This window comes from Tepidiphilus baoligensis (assembly GCF_012911495.1).
Lineage (GTDB): Bacteria > Pseudomonadota > Gammaproteobacteria > Burkholderiales > Rhodocyclaceae > Tepidiphilus > Tepidiphilus olei.
This window is the reverse complement of record NZ_JAAAUB010000001.1, coordinates 350,888-366,886: the sequence shown is the minus strand read 5'-3', so window position 1 is coordinate 366,886 and position 15,999 is coordinate 350,888. Positions and strand designations below refer to the sequence as shown.

General features: G+C 63.8%; 13 protein-coding genes. 9 read left to right on the top strand and 4 right to left on the bottom strand.

The genetic code is table 11. The features are described 5' to 3' along the window. Nucleotides 1-182: 182 nt before the first annotated feature. The gene (acnB, locus tag GV368_RS01825) at nucleotides 183-2,780 is read right to left on the bottom strand and encodes a bifunctional aconitate hydratase 2/2-methylisocitrate dehydratase (RefSeq protein ID WP_169115007.1); all 2,598 of its coding nucleotides are present in this window, start codon (nucleotides 2,778-2,780) and stop codon (nucleotides 183-185) included. 241 nt (nucleotides 2,781-3,021) lie between these two features. Here acnB and acnA point away from each other — a divergent pair, with 241 nt between their 5' ends. The 5 genes from acnA to GV368_RS01800 are packed head-to-tail and all read left to right on the top strand — an operon-like array spanning nucleotide 3,022 to nucleotide 8,766. Then, nucleotides 3,022-5,739: an aconitate hydratase AcnA gene (gene acnA, locus GV368_RS01820; protein ID WP_169114957.1), complete on the top strand. Its 2,718-nt coding sequence runs from the start codon at nucleotides 3,022-3,024 to the stop codon at nucleotides 5,737-5,739. Nucleotides 5,740-5,789: 50 nt separating this feature from the next. Next, on the top strand, nucleotides 5,790-6,173 hold the full coding sequence (locus GV368_RS01815; protein ID WP_142805276.1) for a DUF6394 family protein: 384 nt from the start codon (nucleotides 5,790-5,792) through the stop codon (nucleotides 6,171-6,173). Between the two features lie 12 nt (nucleotides 6,174-6,185). After that, a complete protein-coding gene (locus GV368_RS01810) occupies nucleotides 6,186-6,593 on the top strand; it encodes an ion channel (protein ID WP_169114955.1) in 408 nt (135 codons plus the stop codon). A gap of 23 nt (nucleotides 6,594-6,616) precedes the next feature. Then, nucleotides 6,617-7,912 (top strand): NAD-binding protein, encoded by a 1,296-nt coding sequence (locus tag GV368_RS01805; protein WP_169114953.1) that lies wholly within the window; start codon nucleotides 6,617-6,619, stop codon nucleotides 7,910-7,912. A 2-nt stretch (nucleotides 7,913-7,914) separates the two neighbouring features. Further along, nucleotides 7,915-8,766 carry an ATP adenylyltransferase family protein gene (locus GV368_RS01800; RefSeq protein WP_142805274.1) on the top strand — a complete coding sequence of 284 codons (852 nt, stop codon included), beginning with the start codon at nucleotides 7,915-7,917 and terminating at the stop codon, nucleotides 8,764-8,766. Here the strand turns inward: GV368_RS01800 and trmB are convergent. Continuing rightward, a complete protein-coding gene (gene trmB / locus GV368_RS01795) occupies nucleotides 8,716-9,426 on the bottom strand; it encodes a tRNA (guanine(46)-N(7))-methyltransferase TrmB (RefSeq protein WP_169114951.1) in 711 nt (236 codons plus the stop codon). The two genes, GV368_RS01800 and trmB, sit on opposite strands and share 51 nt — an antisense overlap. Before the next feature lie 133 nt (nucleotides 9,427-9,559). On the opposite strand from trmB, the gene rpmE reads away from it, so the two are divergent. The 3 genes from rpmE (at nucleotide 9,560) to pgi (ending at nucleotide 13,155) form a co-directional block, all read left to right on the top strand. Further along, on the top strand, nucleotides 9,560-9,778 hold the full coding sequence (gene rpmE / locus GV368_RS01790; protein ID WP_169114949.1) for a 50S ribosomal protein L31: 219 nt from the start codon (nucleotides 9,560-9,562) through the stop codon (nucleotides 9,776-9,778). A gap of 130 nt (nucleotides 9,779-9,908) precedes the next feature. Next, nucleotides 9,909-11,534 (top strand): hypothetical protein, encoded by a 1,626-nt coding sequence (locus GV368_RS01785; protein ID WP_169114947.1) that lies wholly within the window; start codon nucleotides 9,909-9,911, stop codon nucleotides 11,532-11,534. Further along, nucleotides 11,527-13,155, top strand: coding sequence for a glucose-6-phosphate isomerase (gene pgi / locus GV368_RS01780; RefSeq protein WP_169114945.1), 1,629 nt, complete (start codon nucleotides 11,527-11,529; stop codon nucleotides 13,153-13,155). Before GV368_RS01785 ends, pgi begins: the two co-directional genes overlap by 8 nt. 9 nt (nucleotides 13,156-13,164) lie before the next feature. Here pgi and orn read toward each other — a convergent pair whose 3' ends face one another. Then, entirely contained in the window at nucleotides 13,165-13,731 is a 567-nt protein-coding gene (gene orn, locus GV368_RS01775; protein ID WP_142805270.1) for an oligoribonuclease, read from the bottom strand. An 87-nt stretch (nucleotides 13,732-13,818) separates the two neighbouring features. On the opposite strand from orn, the gene rsgA reads away from it, so the two are divergent. Then, nucleotides 13,819-14,727, top strand: a complete 909-nt coding sequence (rsgA, locus tag GV368_RS01770; protein WP_169114943.1) for a ribosome small subunit-dependent GTPase A — start codon at nucleotides 13,819-13,821, stop codon at nucleotides 14,725-14,727. Nucleotides 14,728-14,755: 28 nt separating this feature from the next. Here rsgA and GV368_RS01765 read toward each other — a convergent pair whose 3' ends face one another. After that, nucleotides 14,756-15,940 carry an acetyl-CoA C-acyltransferase family protein gene (locus GV368_RS01765; RefSeq protein WP_169114941.1) on the bottom strand — a complete coding sequence of 395 codons (1,185 nt, stop codon included), beginning with the start codon at nucleotides 15,938-15,940 and terminating at the stop codon, nucleotides 14,756-14,758. Nucleotides 15,941-15,999: the final 59 nt, after the last annotated feature.

The window sequence follows — 15,999 nt, the reverse complement described above, 5'->3', positions numbered from 1 at the left end:
ACACCCCCCACTTCGGCCACACGACACCGGGGCCGCAGCAGAAGAGAGGCGCATTCTAGGCAATGGCAGCAATGAGTGCAAACAAGAAATTTTGATCGGATCCATAAAAAAACGGCACCCATGAAGGTGCCGTCCCAAGGATGATGCATCCCTGCCTCGAGGAGCAGGGATTCGGTTCCTGCTCAGACCGCAACGCTTTCGGCGACTTCGGCGAACTCGGGAATCTGGTCGAAGTTCATGTAGCGGTAGATCTCGTTCGCCTTGCTCGTCACCGGCTGCAGGTGCGCGAGGTATTCCTCCACCGTCGGGATACGGCCGAGCAGCGCGCAGACCGCCGCGAGTTCGGCCGACCCGAGATAGACGCGCGTATCCAGCCCCAGACGGTTGGGGAAGTTGCGCGTCGAGGTCGACATCGCGGTGGCGCCGCGTTTGATCTGCGCCTGGTTACCCATGCACAGGGAGCAGCCGGGCATCTCCATGCGGGCACCGGCGCGGCCGAGGATGCCGTAATAGCCCTCCTCGCGCAGCATCATCTCGTCCATCTTGGTGGGCGGGGCGATCCACAGCCGCGTCGGGAGGTCGGTCTTGCCTTCGAGCACCTTGGCGGCGGCGCGGAAGTGGCCGATGTTGGTCATGCACGAGCCGATGAAGACCTCGTCGATCTTGTCTCCGGCGACTTCCGAGAGACGTTTGACGTCGTCGGGGTCGTTCGGGCAGGCGATGATGGGCTCGGTGATCTCGGAGAGGTCGATTTCGATCACCGCGGCGTATTCGGCGTCCGGATCGCGCTCGAGCAGCTGCGGGTTTGCGATCCAGTCTTCCATCGCCTTGATGCGCCGCTCGAGGGTGCGGCGATCCTGATAGCCTTCGGCGATCATCCACTTGAGGAGCGCGATGTTCGAGCGCAGGTATTCGATGATCGGTTCTTTGTCGAGCTTGACCGTGCAGGCGGCGGCGGAGCGCTCGGCGGAGGCATCGGAGAGTTCGAAGGCTTGCTCGACCTTGAGCTGCGGCAGCCCTTCGATCTCGAGGATGCGGCCGGAGAAGATGTTCTTCTTGCCCTTCTTCTCGACGGTGAGGAGCCCTTGCTGGATCGCGTAGTAGGGGATGGCATTGACGAGATCGCGCAGCGTGATGCCGGGCTGCATTTCGCCCTTGAACTTGACCAGCACCGATTCGGGCATGTCGAGCGGCATGGCGCCGGTGGCGGCGGCGAAGGCTACCAGCCCCGAACCGGCCGGGAAGGAGATGCCGATGGGGAAGCGGGTGTGCGAGTCGCCGCCGGTGCCGACGGTGTCGGGCAGCAGCATGCGGTTGAGCCAGGAATGGATGACGCCGTCGCCCGGGCGCAGGGACACGCCGCCGCGCTCGGTGATGAATTTCGGCAGCTCGCGGTGCATCTTGACGTCGACGGGCTTGGGATAGGCGGCGGTATGGCAGAAGGACTGCATCACCAGGTCGGCGGAAAATCCGAGACAGGCGAGGTCCTTGAGCTCGTCGCGCGTCATGGGGCCGGTAGTGTCCTGCGAGCCGACGGTGGTCATGCGCGGTTCGCAGTAGGTTCCGGGGCGCACGCCCTGTCCTTCGGGCAGACCGCAAGCGCGACCGACCATCTTCTGCGCCAGCGTGAAGCCCTTGCCGGTGTCCTTGGGCTGCTGCGGCAGACGGAAGAGCGTGCTCGGCGGCAGGCCCAGCGCTTCGCGCGCCTTGGCGGTGAGCCCACGGCCGATGATGAGCGGGATGCGGCCGCCGGCGCGTACTTCGTCGAGCAGCACCGGGGTCTTGAGGCGAGACTCGGCGATCAGCTCACCGTTCTTGTAGGCTTTGACTTCGGCGGTGTCGTGGTCGATGACGAGCTCGACCTCGTCACCCATCTCCATCTTGCTGACGTCGATCTCGATGGGCAAGGCGCCAGCGTCTTCCTGGGTATTGAAGAAGATGGGGGCGATCTTGCCACCGAGGCAAATGCCGCCGTAGCGCTTGTTGGGTACGAAGGGGATATCTTGGCCGGTCCACCAGATCACGGAGTTGGTGGCGGACTTGCGCGAGGAGCCGGTGCCGACCACGTCGCCGACGTAGGCGACCACGTTGCCTTTCTTCTTGAGTTCCTCGATGAGGCGGATCGGGCCGCGCTGTCCGGGTTCGTCCGGTTCGATGCCGGGGCGGGGATTCTTGAGCATCGCCAGCGCGTGCAGCGGAATGTCGGGGCGCGACCAGGCGTCCGGCGCGGGGGAGAGGTCGTCGGTGTTGGTCTCGCCGGGCACTTTGAAGACGGTGATCTTGATGCGCTCGGGCACGGGGGGTCGGGAGGTGAACCATTCGCCTTCGGCCCAGGAGCGCAGCACGGCTTGGGCGTTCGCGTTGCCCTGGTCGGCTTTTTCCTTCACGTCATGGAAATAGTCGAACACCAGGAGCGTCTTCTTGAGCCCTTCGGCGGCGATGGGGCCGACGAGCGCATCGTCGAGCAAGTCGATCAGGGGCTGGACGTTGTAGCCGCCGAGCATGGTGCCGAGCAGCTCGGTGGCACGCTCGCGCGACAGCAGCGGATTGCTCTCTTCGCCCTTGGCCACGCGCGCGAGGAATTCGGCCTTGACCTTGGCGGCATCGTCGACGCCGGGCGGCACGCGCTGTTCGAGCAACTCGAGCAGGAAAGCCTCTTCGCCGGCGGGCGGATGGCGCAGCAGCTCGACGAGCTGCTCGGTTTGTTCTTTCGACAGAGGCAGGGGAGGAATGCCGAGCGCGGCGCGTTCGGCGGCATGGGCACGATAGGCTTCTAGCACGACGATCACCTCATCTGGGTTTGGGCAAAGACCGCGAAAAAGGACAGGTTCGATATTATATGTCTTTTATAAGACCCAAGCGTCTCCCGGCTCATTGTACCAAAGGGCAAGGCGCAAGAACCCTCGATCGGAACGATAATTCACTTCGATCGCCCCTTGGATGGCAATCGGGTCGAAGATGTTCTAGACTATTGCCAGACGACGAAACCGTTTGACGAGCGTTTTTCATAGGAGGTGTCCGATGTCCGTTGCTGCCGCTACGCTCAAGACCTTCCACATCCCGGGCGTCGGGACGGGGAAATTCCACGATTTACAGGCGCTGGAAGCGCTCGGTATCGGCTCGGTGAAACGCCTGCCGGTATCGATCCGTCTGGTGCTGGAATCGCTCGTGCGCAATTGCGACGGGGTACGCGTCGAAGAACACCATGTGCGCGAGCTCGCCAACTGGCAACCGCAAGGGAAACGCACCGACGAGATTCCCTTCGTCGTCGCCCGGGTGGTGCTACAGGATTTCACCGGCGTGCCGCTACTGTGCGACCTGGCGGCGATGCGCTCGACGGCGGCCGAAATGGGGAAAAACCCCAAAGCGATCGAGCCGCTCGTACCCGTCGATCTGGTGGTCGACCATTCCGTGCAGGTGGATTATTACGGCACGCCGGATGCGCTGCGCAAAAACATGGAGCTGGAGTTCGCACGCAACCGCGAGCGCTATCAGTTCATGAAGTGGGGCATGCAGGCGTTCGACACCTTCCGCGTCATCCCGCCGGGCGTCGGCATCATCCACCAAGTCAACCTCGAATACCTCTTCCGCGGCGTTCGTCGGCAGGATACGCCCGAAGGCCCCGTCTATTATCCCGACACGCTGGTGGGCACCGATAGCCATACGACCATGATCAATGCCGTGGGCGTGGTCGGCTGGGGCGTGGGCGGAATCGAGGCCGAGGCGGCCATGCTCGGACAGCCGATGTATTTCCTCACACCTGACGTGGTCGGGGTGGAACTGGTCGGCTCGCTCCCCGAAGGGGTCACCGCCACCGACCTCGTGCTCACGATCACCGAGATGCTGCGCAAGGCGAAAGTGGTCGGGCAGTTCGTTGAATTCTTCGGTGAGGGGGCTGCGAGCCTGAGCGTGCCCGATCGTGCCACCATCGCCAACATGGCCCCCGAATACGGCGCCACCATGGGTTTCTTCCCGGTGGACGAGAAAACGCTGGAGTACCTGCGCGCCACTGGCCGCACGCAGGAGGAGATCGCCGCGTTCGAAGCCTACTTCCGGGCACAGAACCTTTTCGGCATGCCACGTGCGGGCGAGATCGACTATACGCGCACGCTGCGACTCGACCTCTCCACCGTGCGCGCCTCGCTCGCCGGTCCGAAACGCCCGCAGGATCGCATCGAGCTGCAGGCGATGAAGTCGAACTTCGAAACGCTCTTTGCCAAACCCGGGAGCGAAAACGGTTTCGGCAAGCCGGCCGAGGAGCTGGGCAAGCGCTACCCGGTGCCGGGCCGCGAGGGGCTCACGCTGGGGCATGGCGACGTGCTCATCGCTGCGATCACTTCCTGCACCAACACGAGCAACCCGGCAGTGCTCATCGCCGCAGGGTTGCTGGCGAAAAAAGCGGTCGAAAAAGGGTTGAGCGTGGCGCCGCACATCAAGACCTCGCTCGCCCCCGGTTCTCGTGTGGTCACCGAATATCTGCAGAAAGCGGGCCTGCTCGATCCGCTCGCCAAGCTCGGATTTGCGCTGGCCGGCTACGGCTGCACGACCTGCATCGGTAACGCCGGGGATCTCGCCCCCGAGCTCAACCAGACGATCACGCAGAACGATCTGGTGGTGGCGGCGGTGCTCTCGGGCAACCGCAACTTCGAAGCGCGTATCCACCCCAACATCCGGGCGAACTACCTCGCCTCGCCACCCTTGGTGGTGGCCTTCGCCATCGCCGGGCGGGTGAACGTCGATCTCACGAGCGAGCCGCTGGGCATGGGGTCGGATGGAAAACCGGTCTATCTGCGCGACATCTGGCCGAGCAGCGAGGAGATCCATGCCATCCTGCCCTACGCCAACGATCCGGAGGTCTTCCGGCGTCTGTATCGTGATTTCACCAAGGATCACGACCTATGGAATTCCATCCCGGCGCCCACGGGTGAAGTCTACGACTGGCCGAAGTCGACCTACATCGCCCGCCCGCCCTTCTTCGATCGTTTCTCCATGCAACCGCCGGGCGTGCAGCCGATCACGGGCGCCAAGGCCCTCCTGCTGCTGGGCGACTCGGTGACCACCGACCATATTTCTCCGGCCGGTTCGATCCCCGAGAATTCCCCCGCGGGTCAATGGCTCAAGGCGCACGGCGTCGAGCGCAAGGACTTCAACTCCTATGGAGCGCGGCGCGGCAACCACGAGGTGATGGTGCGCGGCACCTTCGCCAACGTCCGACTGAAGAACCTGATGCTGCCGCCCAAACCCGACGGCAGCCGCATCGAAGGGGGCTATACGCTGCTCGATGGCCAGCAAACCACCGTCTATGAGGCGGCCATGGCCTACCGCGAGCGCGGCATCCCCACGGTGGTCTTCGCCGGCGAGGAATACGGCACAGGTTCTTCGCGCGACTGGGCAGCCAAGGGAACGATGCTGTTGGGCATCCGGGCGGTGATCGCCCGCAGCTTCGAGCGCATCCACCGCTCCAACCTCGTGGGCATGGGCGTGCTGCCTTTGCAATTCCTGGGCGACGATTCCTGGCAGAAGCTGGGCATCGACGGTTCAGAGACTTTCGACATCCTGGGGCTCGATGAAGCACGGCTCGCACCCCAGCAGCAGCTCAGCTTGCGCATCCGCAGGGCCGACGGCAGCACGCAGGACGTGCCGGTGCTCTCGCGCATCGACACACCGATCGAGGTGGAATACTACCGCCACGGCGGTATCCTCCCCTACGTGCTGCGCCAGATCCTGGCGCGCGTTTGATCGATCCGCCCCCGCCTTCGGGTGGGGGCTCCTTTTAGGTAGGAACTGCCGTGAACCCAGAAAAAGTCGTCTTCGGTTTCTTCATCCTGTTGGCTGCCACCCTCAACTTCGGTTTTTTCATCGGTGAGATCGACGTAGCCGAACATCACGATCTCTATGAGCTTTTTGCCGCCCTCGTCGTGAGCCTGATCGCCACCATCCTGAAACTGGGCGATCGCACCCAGATCGGAGCGGTGCACCTCGCTACTTCGCTCGTGGCCGACCTGCAGCTGATCACTGCAGCCATCGTCTGGGCCTACGCCGAGCACGTCTCTCCTACTGGCGTCACCCCGGCGATCTTCGCGCGCATCGTCTCTCTTTCGGGGGGCGCTTTGCTTGCCAACTTGGTATCGGTCACCATCCTCGTGGCTGAAACTCTGATGCAACGGCGTTGAGGCGCACGCTCCATGAACATCGTCGGATTCGAGCGCAATTTCAGTGTCATTCTGCTGGTCTTGCGCCGGGTGCGGGGCCCCTTGATCCTCATGGTCAGCCTCTTTGCCTTGTCGGTACTCGGTCTGACGCTCGCTCCCGGCTTGCCCGACGCCGAAGGGCGCCCCACGCGCATGAGTCTCTTTCACGCTTTCTATTTCGTCAGTTACACCGCCACCACCATCGGTTTTGGCGAAATACCGAACGATTTTTCCGACGCTCAGCGCCTGTGGACGATCGTCGTCATTTACTTGAGCGTGCTGTCATGGGCTTACTTGCTCAAACAAGCGATCACGCTGATGCAGGACGAGGCGCTGCGCCGGGCGGGGCCGCGCTCACGTTTGCGCGGAAGGTACACCGTCTGCATCAACCCTTCGTACTGATCGCGGGTTTCGGTGAAACGGGCGTGCATCTCGCCCAGGCTCTGGACCGTGAAGGGATCGCGACCGTGGCGCTCGACCTCGATCCCAAAAAAATCGAAGCCTCGGAAATGATGGAATTCATCCATCCACCGCTGACCTTGGTGGAAGATGCAAGCGACCCGAACGTGCTACTCGCCTCGGGGCTGATTCAGCCGCGATGTGCAGCCGTTGCGGCGATGACCGACGACGATATGGCCAACCTCACGGTAGCCGAAGCGCAACGCTTGCTCGCGCCTCATTTGCCCGCCGTGTGTCGCGCCGAGCATGATGCGACGGTGGCCAAAATGGCCGCTTTCGGCACTTCGGTCATCATCGATCCTTTCCACGTCTTCCAGAAAGACCTGGCGCTTGCGCTCGAACATCAGGCGGCTTGGCGGATTCGCCAGATCCTGCTCGACATGCCACTCGACGAAATCCGCACCGAGAGACCACCACCGAGGGGCAAATGGATCATTTGTGGCGCCGGCCGCCTAGGACAAGCAGCGCAAGCGGCGCTGTGCAGCAGTGACATCGAGCTGGTGATGATCGATCGTTCCGCCATGGCCGTAGGAAAACATTCGAAGTGGATCAATGGCGATGCCACCCAGCCGGAGGTCTTGCGCGAAGCAGGCATCGAAGAAGCAGTCGGCATCGTCGCCGCGACGGCTCATGACGTGGATAACCTCGCCATCATTGCCACTGCACGCAACCTCAATCCTTCCCTCTACACCATAGTACGGCAAAATCGGCGACGCAACGGGGTACTCTTTTCATCGTTCGCATACGACCTCCGCGTCGTTCCCCGTCACCTCGTCGCCGCCGAAGCGCTTGCCTGGCTTCGCCTTCCGGAGCTCCTCGCCTTCCTCGGCTGGCTGGCCAATGCCACGCATGCCGAAGCCGAAAAGCTGCTGGAACAGCTGATGAAATTGAAGCAAAAAGGTCCCTTGCGCAATCTCAAGTTGCCGGTCTTGCCCCAGACTACCCCGGCGTTGTGGGGCGCATTGGCCGAGGGCCAAGAAATCACCCTCGAGCGTTTACTGCGATCACCGACTCCGAAACCTGAACCTCTGGCCTTGCACGTGCTAGCGATGGCGCACGACGGACATTGGCGCCCCTTGCCCGAAGCCACGACCCCGTTGCGCCCCGGCGATGTATTGCTGCTAAGTGGTACTGCCGGGGCCCTGGCCGACCTCAAAGAAATCTGCGGTTATGAGCCGACGCTCCATTACCTGCTCGAAGGCCGTGAACGAGCGCAGACCTGGCTGGGACGCTGGTGGGAGAGCCGCACGCGGGGAGCCTGAACATGGAACGATGGAGTGAGCGCATCCATGCCGTTGCGCAACGGGCGCTGCTCCGTGGCGCTCTGGAGCCGATCGCCACGGACGCGATCGAACGGTGTGAGCACGGTTTCCCCTTCGTATTGCGCTGGGTCTCGACGCTCGCGCGTAAGCCGCCCCCTGCAAACACACAAGAATCCAAAAGGCACAACCCCTTCTTGCCCCCCGAACCGGAGCTCACGGTCGGGGCGCTGGGGGCTCGACACTTGGTGGTGCTCAACAAATACCCCGTTTTCTCTGGTCACACGCTCATCGTCACGCGCGATTTCGAACCGCAGACGGCCCCGCTTTCCGGCGACGACTTCCTCGCCTGGTACGCGCTGCTCGCCGAAGGGGGGCTGGGGTTTTACAACGGCGGCGAGATCGCCGGGGCAAGTCAGCCGCACCGGCATCTGCAGTGGATCCCGGACGGCCATCTGGGCAAGGAGCAACTGCATGCGTTCCTGCCACCGGGCGAAACCGGCTGGGCGGAACTTCCTTGGGCGGCCTGGCACGAGCCGTTGCCCCTGCACGCCGAAGACGCCGACTGGGGCGCGGCAGCCCATCGTGCCTACTGCGCTGCGCTGGTCGCGATGGGGTGGAGCCCCGATGCGTCTCAGCTACCGCCCTACGACCTCCTGCTGCGGCTCGATCGCCTGTTCTTCATTCCGCGGCGAGTCGAACGGCTCGCCGGCGTGTCGGTCAACGCGCTGGGCTACGCTGGCTCGCTCTTTGCCGCCTCCCCCGAAAAACTGCGCGCGCTCGCCGCGCTCGATCTCGTCGAAGGACTATGTACCCTCGGCTGGCCTCGCGCCGAGCTCGCCTCGGGCAAACGCTGAGAGATCGGCGGTGACGCGCCACAGCGTCTGCCCCGAATCCCGGTACTTGCGCTCGAAAGGCGTCATCGGCTCCTCGGGCGCGAATGGGGTGCATTCGCCCTGTATCCCTGAAAGTGCCAGTGCGGCGGTGAGCTCGCGGGCATAGACCGACCAATTCGTGCGGCACTCGAAACGCCCGCCGAGTTGCAGCACGGCAGGCCAGACTGGATGGGCATACCAGCGCCGCCCGAGGTGCCCGATCTTGGGCCAGGGGTTGGGATAGAGCCACCAATGCTCGCGCACCGGGACGCCGGACTCCACCGCCAGGCGCCAAAAGTCGATCACGTCCGCCCGCACGAACCGCAAATTCTCGGGCCAGCTCGCGCGAGGGTAGGGTTTCTGCCGCGAGAGCCGCTCTTGCGATTGGTCCACGCCGACCACGAAAGCATCGGGGTTGCGCCGCGCCAGCAGGATCGTCGACCACCCCACGCCGCATCCGGAATCGAGGATCCACGGCGAACGCCCATCCCAAGCGGCGAGCGTTGCCTCGAAGGCAGCAAGATTGTACGGCGCATAGGGTTTGCGAAAGGGCTGCGCGAGATGGCGACGCACCAGTCCGTCCAGGCGCTCATGCACGTCGGCTTGGGCACTGGTGGGAATGCGAGAGATACCGTAGCTCATGGGGACCCGATCGCAGAGAAAAGGGAATTTTAACGAAAACCTCTTGCCTGTACTGGATCGTTCGGCGATAATTCCCGTTTTTCCAAGCAAAGGGACGGCCAAATCCGCCGTCCGCCCGATCCCGAGGTGCCCCATGAAAGAGAACATTCATCCAACTTATGCCGAAGTTCAAGTGACTTGCTCTTGCGGCAATTCCTTCGTGACGCGTTCCACCATCGGCAAGCCGGCGTTGCACGTGGAAGTGTGCTCCGAATGCCACCCCTTCTATACCGGCAAACAGAAGATCGTCGATACCGCGGGTCGCGTCGAGCGCTTCCGCCAGAAATACGGCAACCTCGCCAACCGCGGCTGAGCGTCGTCCCTCCCGAAAGAAAAAAGGCAGCCGGGTGCTGCCTTTTTTGTGCCTTCCGTTTCTCCGTGTCCAAGGCGACCGAACGACGAAAGTCTATAATCAATCCTTCGATACGACGCTTGGCAAAGGCATGTTCTTCGATCCGCGCCCGACCCCACCTTGGCAGCAACGAGTCTACGGAAAATGGGGCCTGGCTGGGCTGCTGCTCGCATTCCTGCTCGTCGGCACGGTGGGGCACGACCCCTGGCGTGGTGCCGACCTACGCCATTTTTTCGCAGTCTGGCAAGTGTTGCAGGGTGAATGGCTATTACCCACCGCCCTCGTCGACGGTACCGTGCCGGCAGCCGCCCCCCTCTACTACTGGGTGGCCGCGCTTCTGGGAATGGCGCTCGAGCCACTCGGGTTGGCCCTGCACGACGCGACCCGACTTGCATCTCCCCTCTTCGTACTGATTTCGCTGGGTTGCGTCGCGATGGCGGCGCTACCTGCCTGCGGCAAACCCTGGCACGCCGGGGCAGTGCTGCTGGGGCTGGGAACCTTGGGATGGATGCTCGAGGCACATCAACACCAGTCCTTGTTGGCGAGCACGGCCACGCTGGGAATGACACTTGCCGGTGCTGCATGGGCGCTCCATCACCCAGCGCGCGCGTGGTTGTGCGCCACGGCAGGGTTCTCGCTCGGATTCCTCGCCCAAGGGTTCGCGATCCTGCCCGTGTCGTTGATCCCATGGCTCGCGACGTTTCCCGCCTGGAGCATCGTGCCACCCGCGAAGCGTCTGCCCCTGGCACTGGTCACCGTTGCCCTCCTGGCTCTTCCGGTTGCGTGGCTCATGGCCGTACTGGCATCACCGAACGGAAGTACCTGGCTCGCCCTGCAAACGCCTCATATCGATCCGGCGTTCATCCGAGGGAATCTTCTCGACGCCGGCAACGACGCCACCTGGGTCACTTGGCCTTTATGGCTATTGGCGCTCTGGCCGCTACGCCGCGCCTCCGATCCACGTATCTCACGCCTCGGTGTGCTGAACTGGGCGATACTTGGGGCCGGTTTGATCGTCATCGCCATTTGGCCTCCCAGCAATCCGAGCGACCTTCTCATCCTGCTCCCGTCCTTGACGCTCCTGGCCACCACGCGGCTCAAGCGCATGCCGCGTGGCGCCCAGGCTGCCTTTTCCTGGTTCTCGGTCGCCACGGCGATTACGATCGTCGTGCTCACCGGGCTCGCATGGAGCGCCCTGCATTCCGATTGGCCGCCCGGTCTGGCACGCCACGTCGCCCGTGTTGCGCCGGAGTTCGAGATGAGCCACTCGTTCGAACGACTCATCCTTGCAGGCATACTCTTGTTCGCTTGGGTCGTCTCGAGCATTTCCACGCCGGCATCGCCGCTTCGTCCAACCATTCACTGGGCGCTCAGCGTGAGTTTCATGTGGTCGATGTTGGTCGTATTGCTCGCGCCATGGTTCGAACACACGCGCAATCTCCGTCCGATCATCGAACGGATGCAACCCGTTCTGCAGGCCCATGCCCCCCACTGTGTGTCGGTACCACGGCGCGAACCCGACGTGCGCGCGGCATTGATCTATTTCGCTGGAGTACCGGCGCACTTCGATGAGCGCTGCCCGATCCGTTTCGAGCGGATACGCTCGCCTCAGGCGCTCCAGCCGGACGGTTCCATTCTGTGGTCCATGAGCCGGGGCCAAGAGAAACGACAAGAAATCTGGTTGCTGAGGATAAACACGGGGTCTGTCGATGAGTAACGCCACGGTGCCACCTTTCATCCCCGCGGAGCACACGGCTCCGTGGCTGGACCTCCTCATGGCGGCCGATTCATGGATGGTCCGCTCCATTCGCACTGCCCTGGAGAGCCAATCCGACCGAGTCGATTCCCTCTCGCTTCAGGCAGGGTCTCTGTGGCTGGACACGAGCAAACAGGCTTGGGATCTCGAGGTATGTCAACGACTCCTCGCGCTGGCTCGAGCGGTGCGTTTGCCGGAAGGAATCGAAGCGCTCTTCAGCGGCGCGGAGGTCAACTTCACCGAACGCAGACCGGCGCTGCACATGGCTTGTCGCGGCGGGGCGGAGATACCGCTCAGCGATCGTGCGCAATTCACTGCCACGGAAGAGCGGCTGGAGTCCTTCGTTACCGCCTTTCATGCCGGTGCGTTGCGAGGCGCCACGGGCGCACCGCTCGATCACGTCGTCAACCTCGGCATCGGCGGTTCAGACCTCGGACCCCGGCTCGCCTGTGAAGCACTGTCCCATCTCGAACCGCCACGCCATGGGGTGCGATTCGTCGCCAATCTCGATCCGAGCGATTTCACCTCGACGGTGCGCGGGCTCGAAGCGGCGCGCACGCTCTTCGTCGTCTCCTCCAAGAGTTTCAGCACTGCCGAGACGCTCGCCAATCTCGAGCGCGCGCGGACGTGGCTCGCCCAGGAACTGGGAACGCACGAAACAGCGGCGCATTTCCTCGCCGTCACCTCCAATCCGGGCAAGGCGCAGGCGCTGGGGTTCGGTCCGGATCGCATCCTGTGGCTACCGCCCTGGGTAGGGGGGCGCTATTCGCTGTGGTCGGCCGTGGGATTACCGGTGGCGCTCGCCTTCGGCTGGGAGCGCTTCCTCGAACTGCGCGCCGGCGCGCGCCGCATGGACGAGCATTTCCGCACGGCGCCGCTCGAGCGCAACCTACCGGTGTGGCTCGGCGTGCTTGGCCTGTGGAACGCGAGCCTGCTCGATGTTCCTTCCTGCGCCGTGCTCCCCTACGATCAAGGGCTCGCCTGCTTTCCCGCCTGGTTGCAGCAACTCGAGATGGAGAGTAACGGCAAGCGCTGCCGGCGCGACGGCTCGCTCGTGCCCTATTCGACGGCCACCGTCGTTTGGGGCATGAACGGCACTCTGGGGCAACACGCTTTCCATCAGCTCTTCTATCAGGGTACGCGACGCATCACGTTGGAGTTCATCGTACCGCTGCCCCGCCCGCTCGATGCCGGACGGCGGGCGTTGGCGCAACACGCCCTCGCACAGGCCGGCGCGCTGCTCCTCGGGCGCACGCGCGACGAGGCGCGCGCGGCGCTACGGGCGCAGGGGCTGCCTCCCTCCGAGATCGAGGCGCTCGCACCGCACCATGAGATTCCCGGCAATCGGCCGAGCTCCGTCTTGCTCACCGACGGCTGGGATGCCGGCGTGCTCGGGGAGCTGCTCGCCGCCCATGAGCATGCCACGTTCGTGCGCGGTTGGATCTGGGGCATCGATCCGTTCGACCAATACGGAGTGGAACTCGGAAAAGAACTGGCGCGCACGCTCGCTGCCGGGGGAACGCTCGCCGACTTCGATCCTTCCACGCGAGCGCTCGCCGCCCGACTGGATGCGCACCGCTGAAACGAACGCTCAGTTTTCGGGGAGCCGCAGGAAAGACGCCCGATAGCGGCGCAGCTCCTCGATCGACTCATGGACGTCGGCGAGCGCCGTGTGTTTGCTTTCCTTCTCCCAGCCCTGCACGATGGCGGGCGCCCAACGGCGCGCGAGCTCCTTGAGCGTGGAAACGTCCAGATTGCGATAGTGGAACCAGGCCTCGAGTCGCGGCATGTAACGATAGAGGAAACGCCGATCCTGGCAGATGGTGTTGCCGCACATGGGACTCGAACGCGGTGGCAACCAAGGCCGTAGAAATTCGAGCAGTGTTTCCTCGGCCTCGGCCTCGTCGATGCGCGAAGCGCGCACCCGCTCGATCAGACCCGAAGCCCCGTGCGTCTTCTGGTTCCATTCGTCCATCGCCGCGAGCACCTCGTCGCTTTGATGCACCGCGATCACCGGCGCTTCGGCGAGCACGTTCAAATCGTTGTCGGTGACCACGATCGCGATCTCGAGGATACGGTCGCGGTCGGGATCGAGCCCGGTCATCTCCAGATCGAGCCAGACCAATTTGCTTGAAGGCGCGTCGTTCTTCTCGCTCATGCGGTTTTCCTTTCTCCAAGGGATGGGTGCGTTATACTGCCACGGCCGCGTGCCCGATGGCGCGAATCACTCCGTATTTTTCCGCCCATGGACGAATCCTTCCTTGCCACCGTCGTCGCCGCGCACGGCCGCAGCTACGAGCTCGCCCGGGAGATTCCCTGGCACGAGCCGCCCTGGCACGCAGTCACGCGTGGCAAGCGCCACGACTATGCGTGTGGCGACGTGGTCGAAGCGCGTGCCACGGCTCCCGGCCAGGCGGTGATCGAACGGCATCGACCGCGCTCCTCGCTCTTCTGGCGGGCCGATGGGGTGCGACAGAAGCTGATCGCCGCCAACGTCGATCATGTCGTCATCGTCACCGCGGTCGAGCCCCCCTTCTCACCCGAGCTGGTGACGCGCTGCCTCGTGGCTGCCGAACACCAGGGAATCGAAGCGAGCATCGTGCTCAACAAGTGTGATCTCGCGGACGGCCTGGATGCGGCACGCGCGCAGCTCGAGCCTTTTCGCGCCGCAGGCTATCGGGTGCTCGAGCTCTCGGCCAAACGGGACGTCTCCCCGCTTGAGCCCCATTTGGCCCGGAGGAAATCCCTTCTCGTCGGACAATCGGGGATGGGGAAGTCGACCCTCGTCAATGCCTTGGTGCCAGAAGCCCGGGCACGTACGGGAGAAATCTCGCGCGCCCTCGACGCGGGGCGGCACACCACCACCGACGCGCGGCTCTACCCTTATCGTGAAGGGTGGCTCATCGACAGTCCCGGCCTGCAGACCTTCGGCTTGGCGCACGTGCCGCTGGAGGCGCTGGATGCTTGTTTCCCCGAACTGCGTCCGGCCTTGGGTGAGTGCCGGTTTCGTGATTGTCGCCACGACGCCGAACCGGGATGCGCCTTACGCGCGCTGGCCGAGCATGGGGCGATCAGCGCCGAACGTTGGCAGCATTACCGCCGCATTCGCACCGAACTCGAGGCGCTGACGCGGCGGTCCAGGGCGGGCAAGTAAGCACCTTGCCCGCGGCCCATGCCCGAGATCAGAGACGTTCGAAGATCACCGACAGACCCTGGCCGCCGCCGATGCACAGGGTCACCAGGGCGTAGCGCCCACCGATGCGATGCAGTTCATGGATCGCCTTGGTGGCGATGATCGCGCCGGTCGCGCCCACCGGGTGCCCCAGGGCGATGGCTCCACCATTGGGGTTGGTCTTGGCCGGATCGAGGCCGAGCCCTTTCATCACCGCCAGCGCCTGAGCGGCGAAGGCCTCGTTCGACTCGATCACGTCCATGTCTTCGAGCTTGAGGCCAGCCTTCTCCAAGGCTTTCTTGGTGGCCGGGATCGGGCCTTCGCCCATGATGTCGTTGGGCACCCCCGCCACGGCATAGGCCACGATACGGGCAATCGGCTTCAGATTCTTCTGTTCCGCAACCTTGGCGTCGGCAAGCACGAGGAAGGAAGCCGCATCATTGATCCCGGAGGCGTTACCAGCCGTGACCGTGCCGTCTTTCTTGAACGCCGGCTTGAGCTTGGCCAGGCTCTCCATCGTCGTGTTGGGCTTGGGATGCTCATCGACTTCGAACACCACGTCGCCCTTGCGCGTCTTGATCGTCACCGGCACGATCTGGGAGCGGAAGCGCCCTTCCTCGATCGCACGCGCGGCGCGGCGCTGCGACTCCAGCGCGAAGGCATCCTGCTCTTCCCGGCTGATCCCCCACTTGACGGCGAGATTCTCCGCCGTGATGCCCATGTGACCGACGCCGAAAGGATCGGTGAGCACCGCCACCATCGCGTCGATCAGGGTCGTGTCGCCCATGCGCGCGCCGTTGCGCATCGTCGGGGAGAGGTAGGCACCGCGCGACATCACTTCCACGCCGCCACCCACGCCCATGGCTGCGTCGCCGAGCATGATGTTCTGCGCCGTGGTCACGATCCCCTGCAGACCGGAAGAACACAGGCGGTTGACCTGCATCGCCACCGAGCTCATCGGCAGCCCCGCCTGGATGGACGCCACCCGAGGCACGTAGGCATAGCGCGACTCCGTCGGAATGCAGTTGCCGACCGTGACGTATTCGACTTCGTTGGGATCGACGCCCGAGCGCTCGATCGCGGCCTTCATCACCTGGCCGGCGAGCTCGGCCGGCTCGATCTGCGACAGGGTCCCGCCAAAGGTTCCAATCGCGGAACGTACGGCGCTCAATACCACGACGTCCTTGTTCGACATAGCCTCTCTCTCCTTGCTGGTCAGTAAATGAAACGGTTCCATCGGCAAAACCCATGATA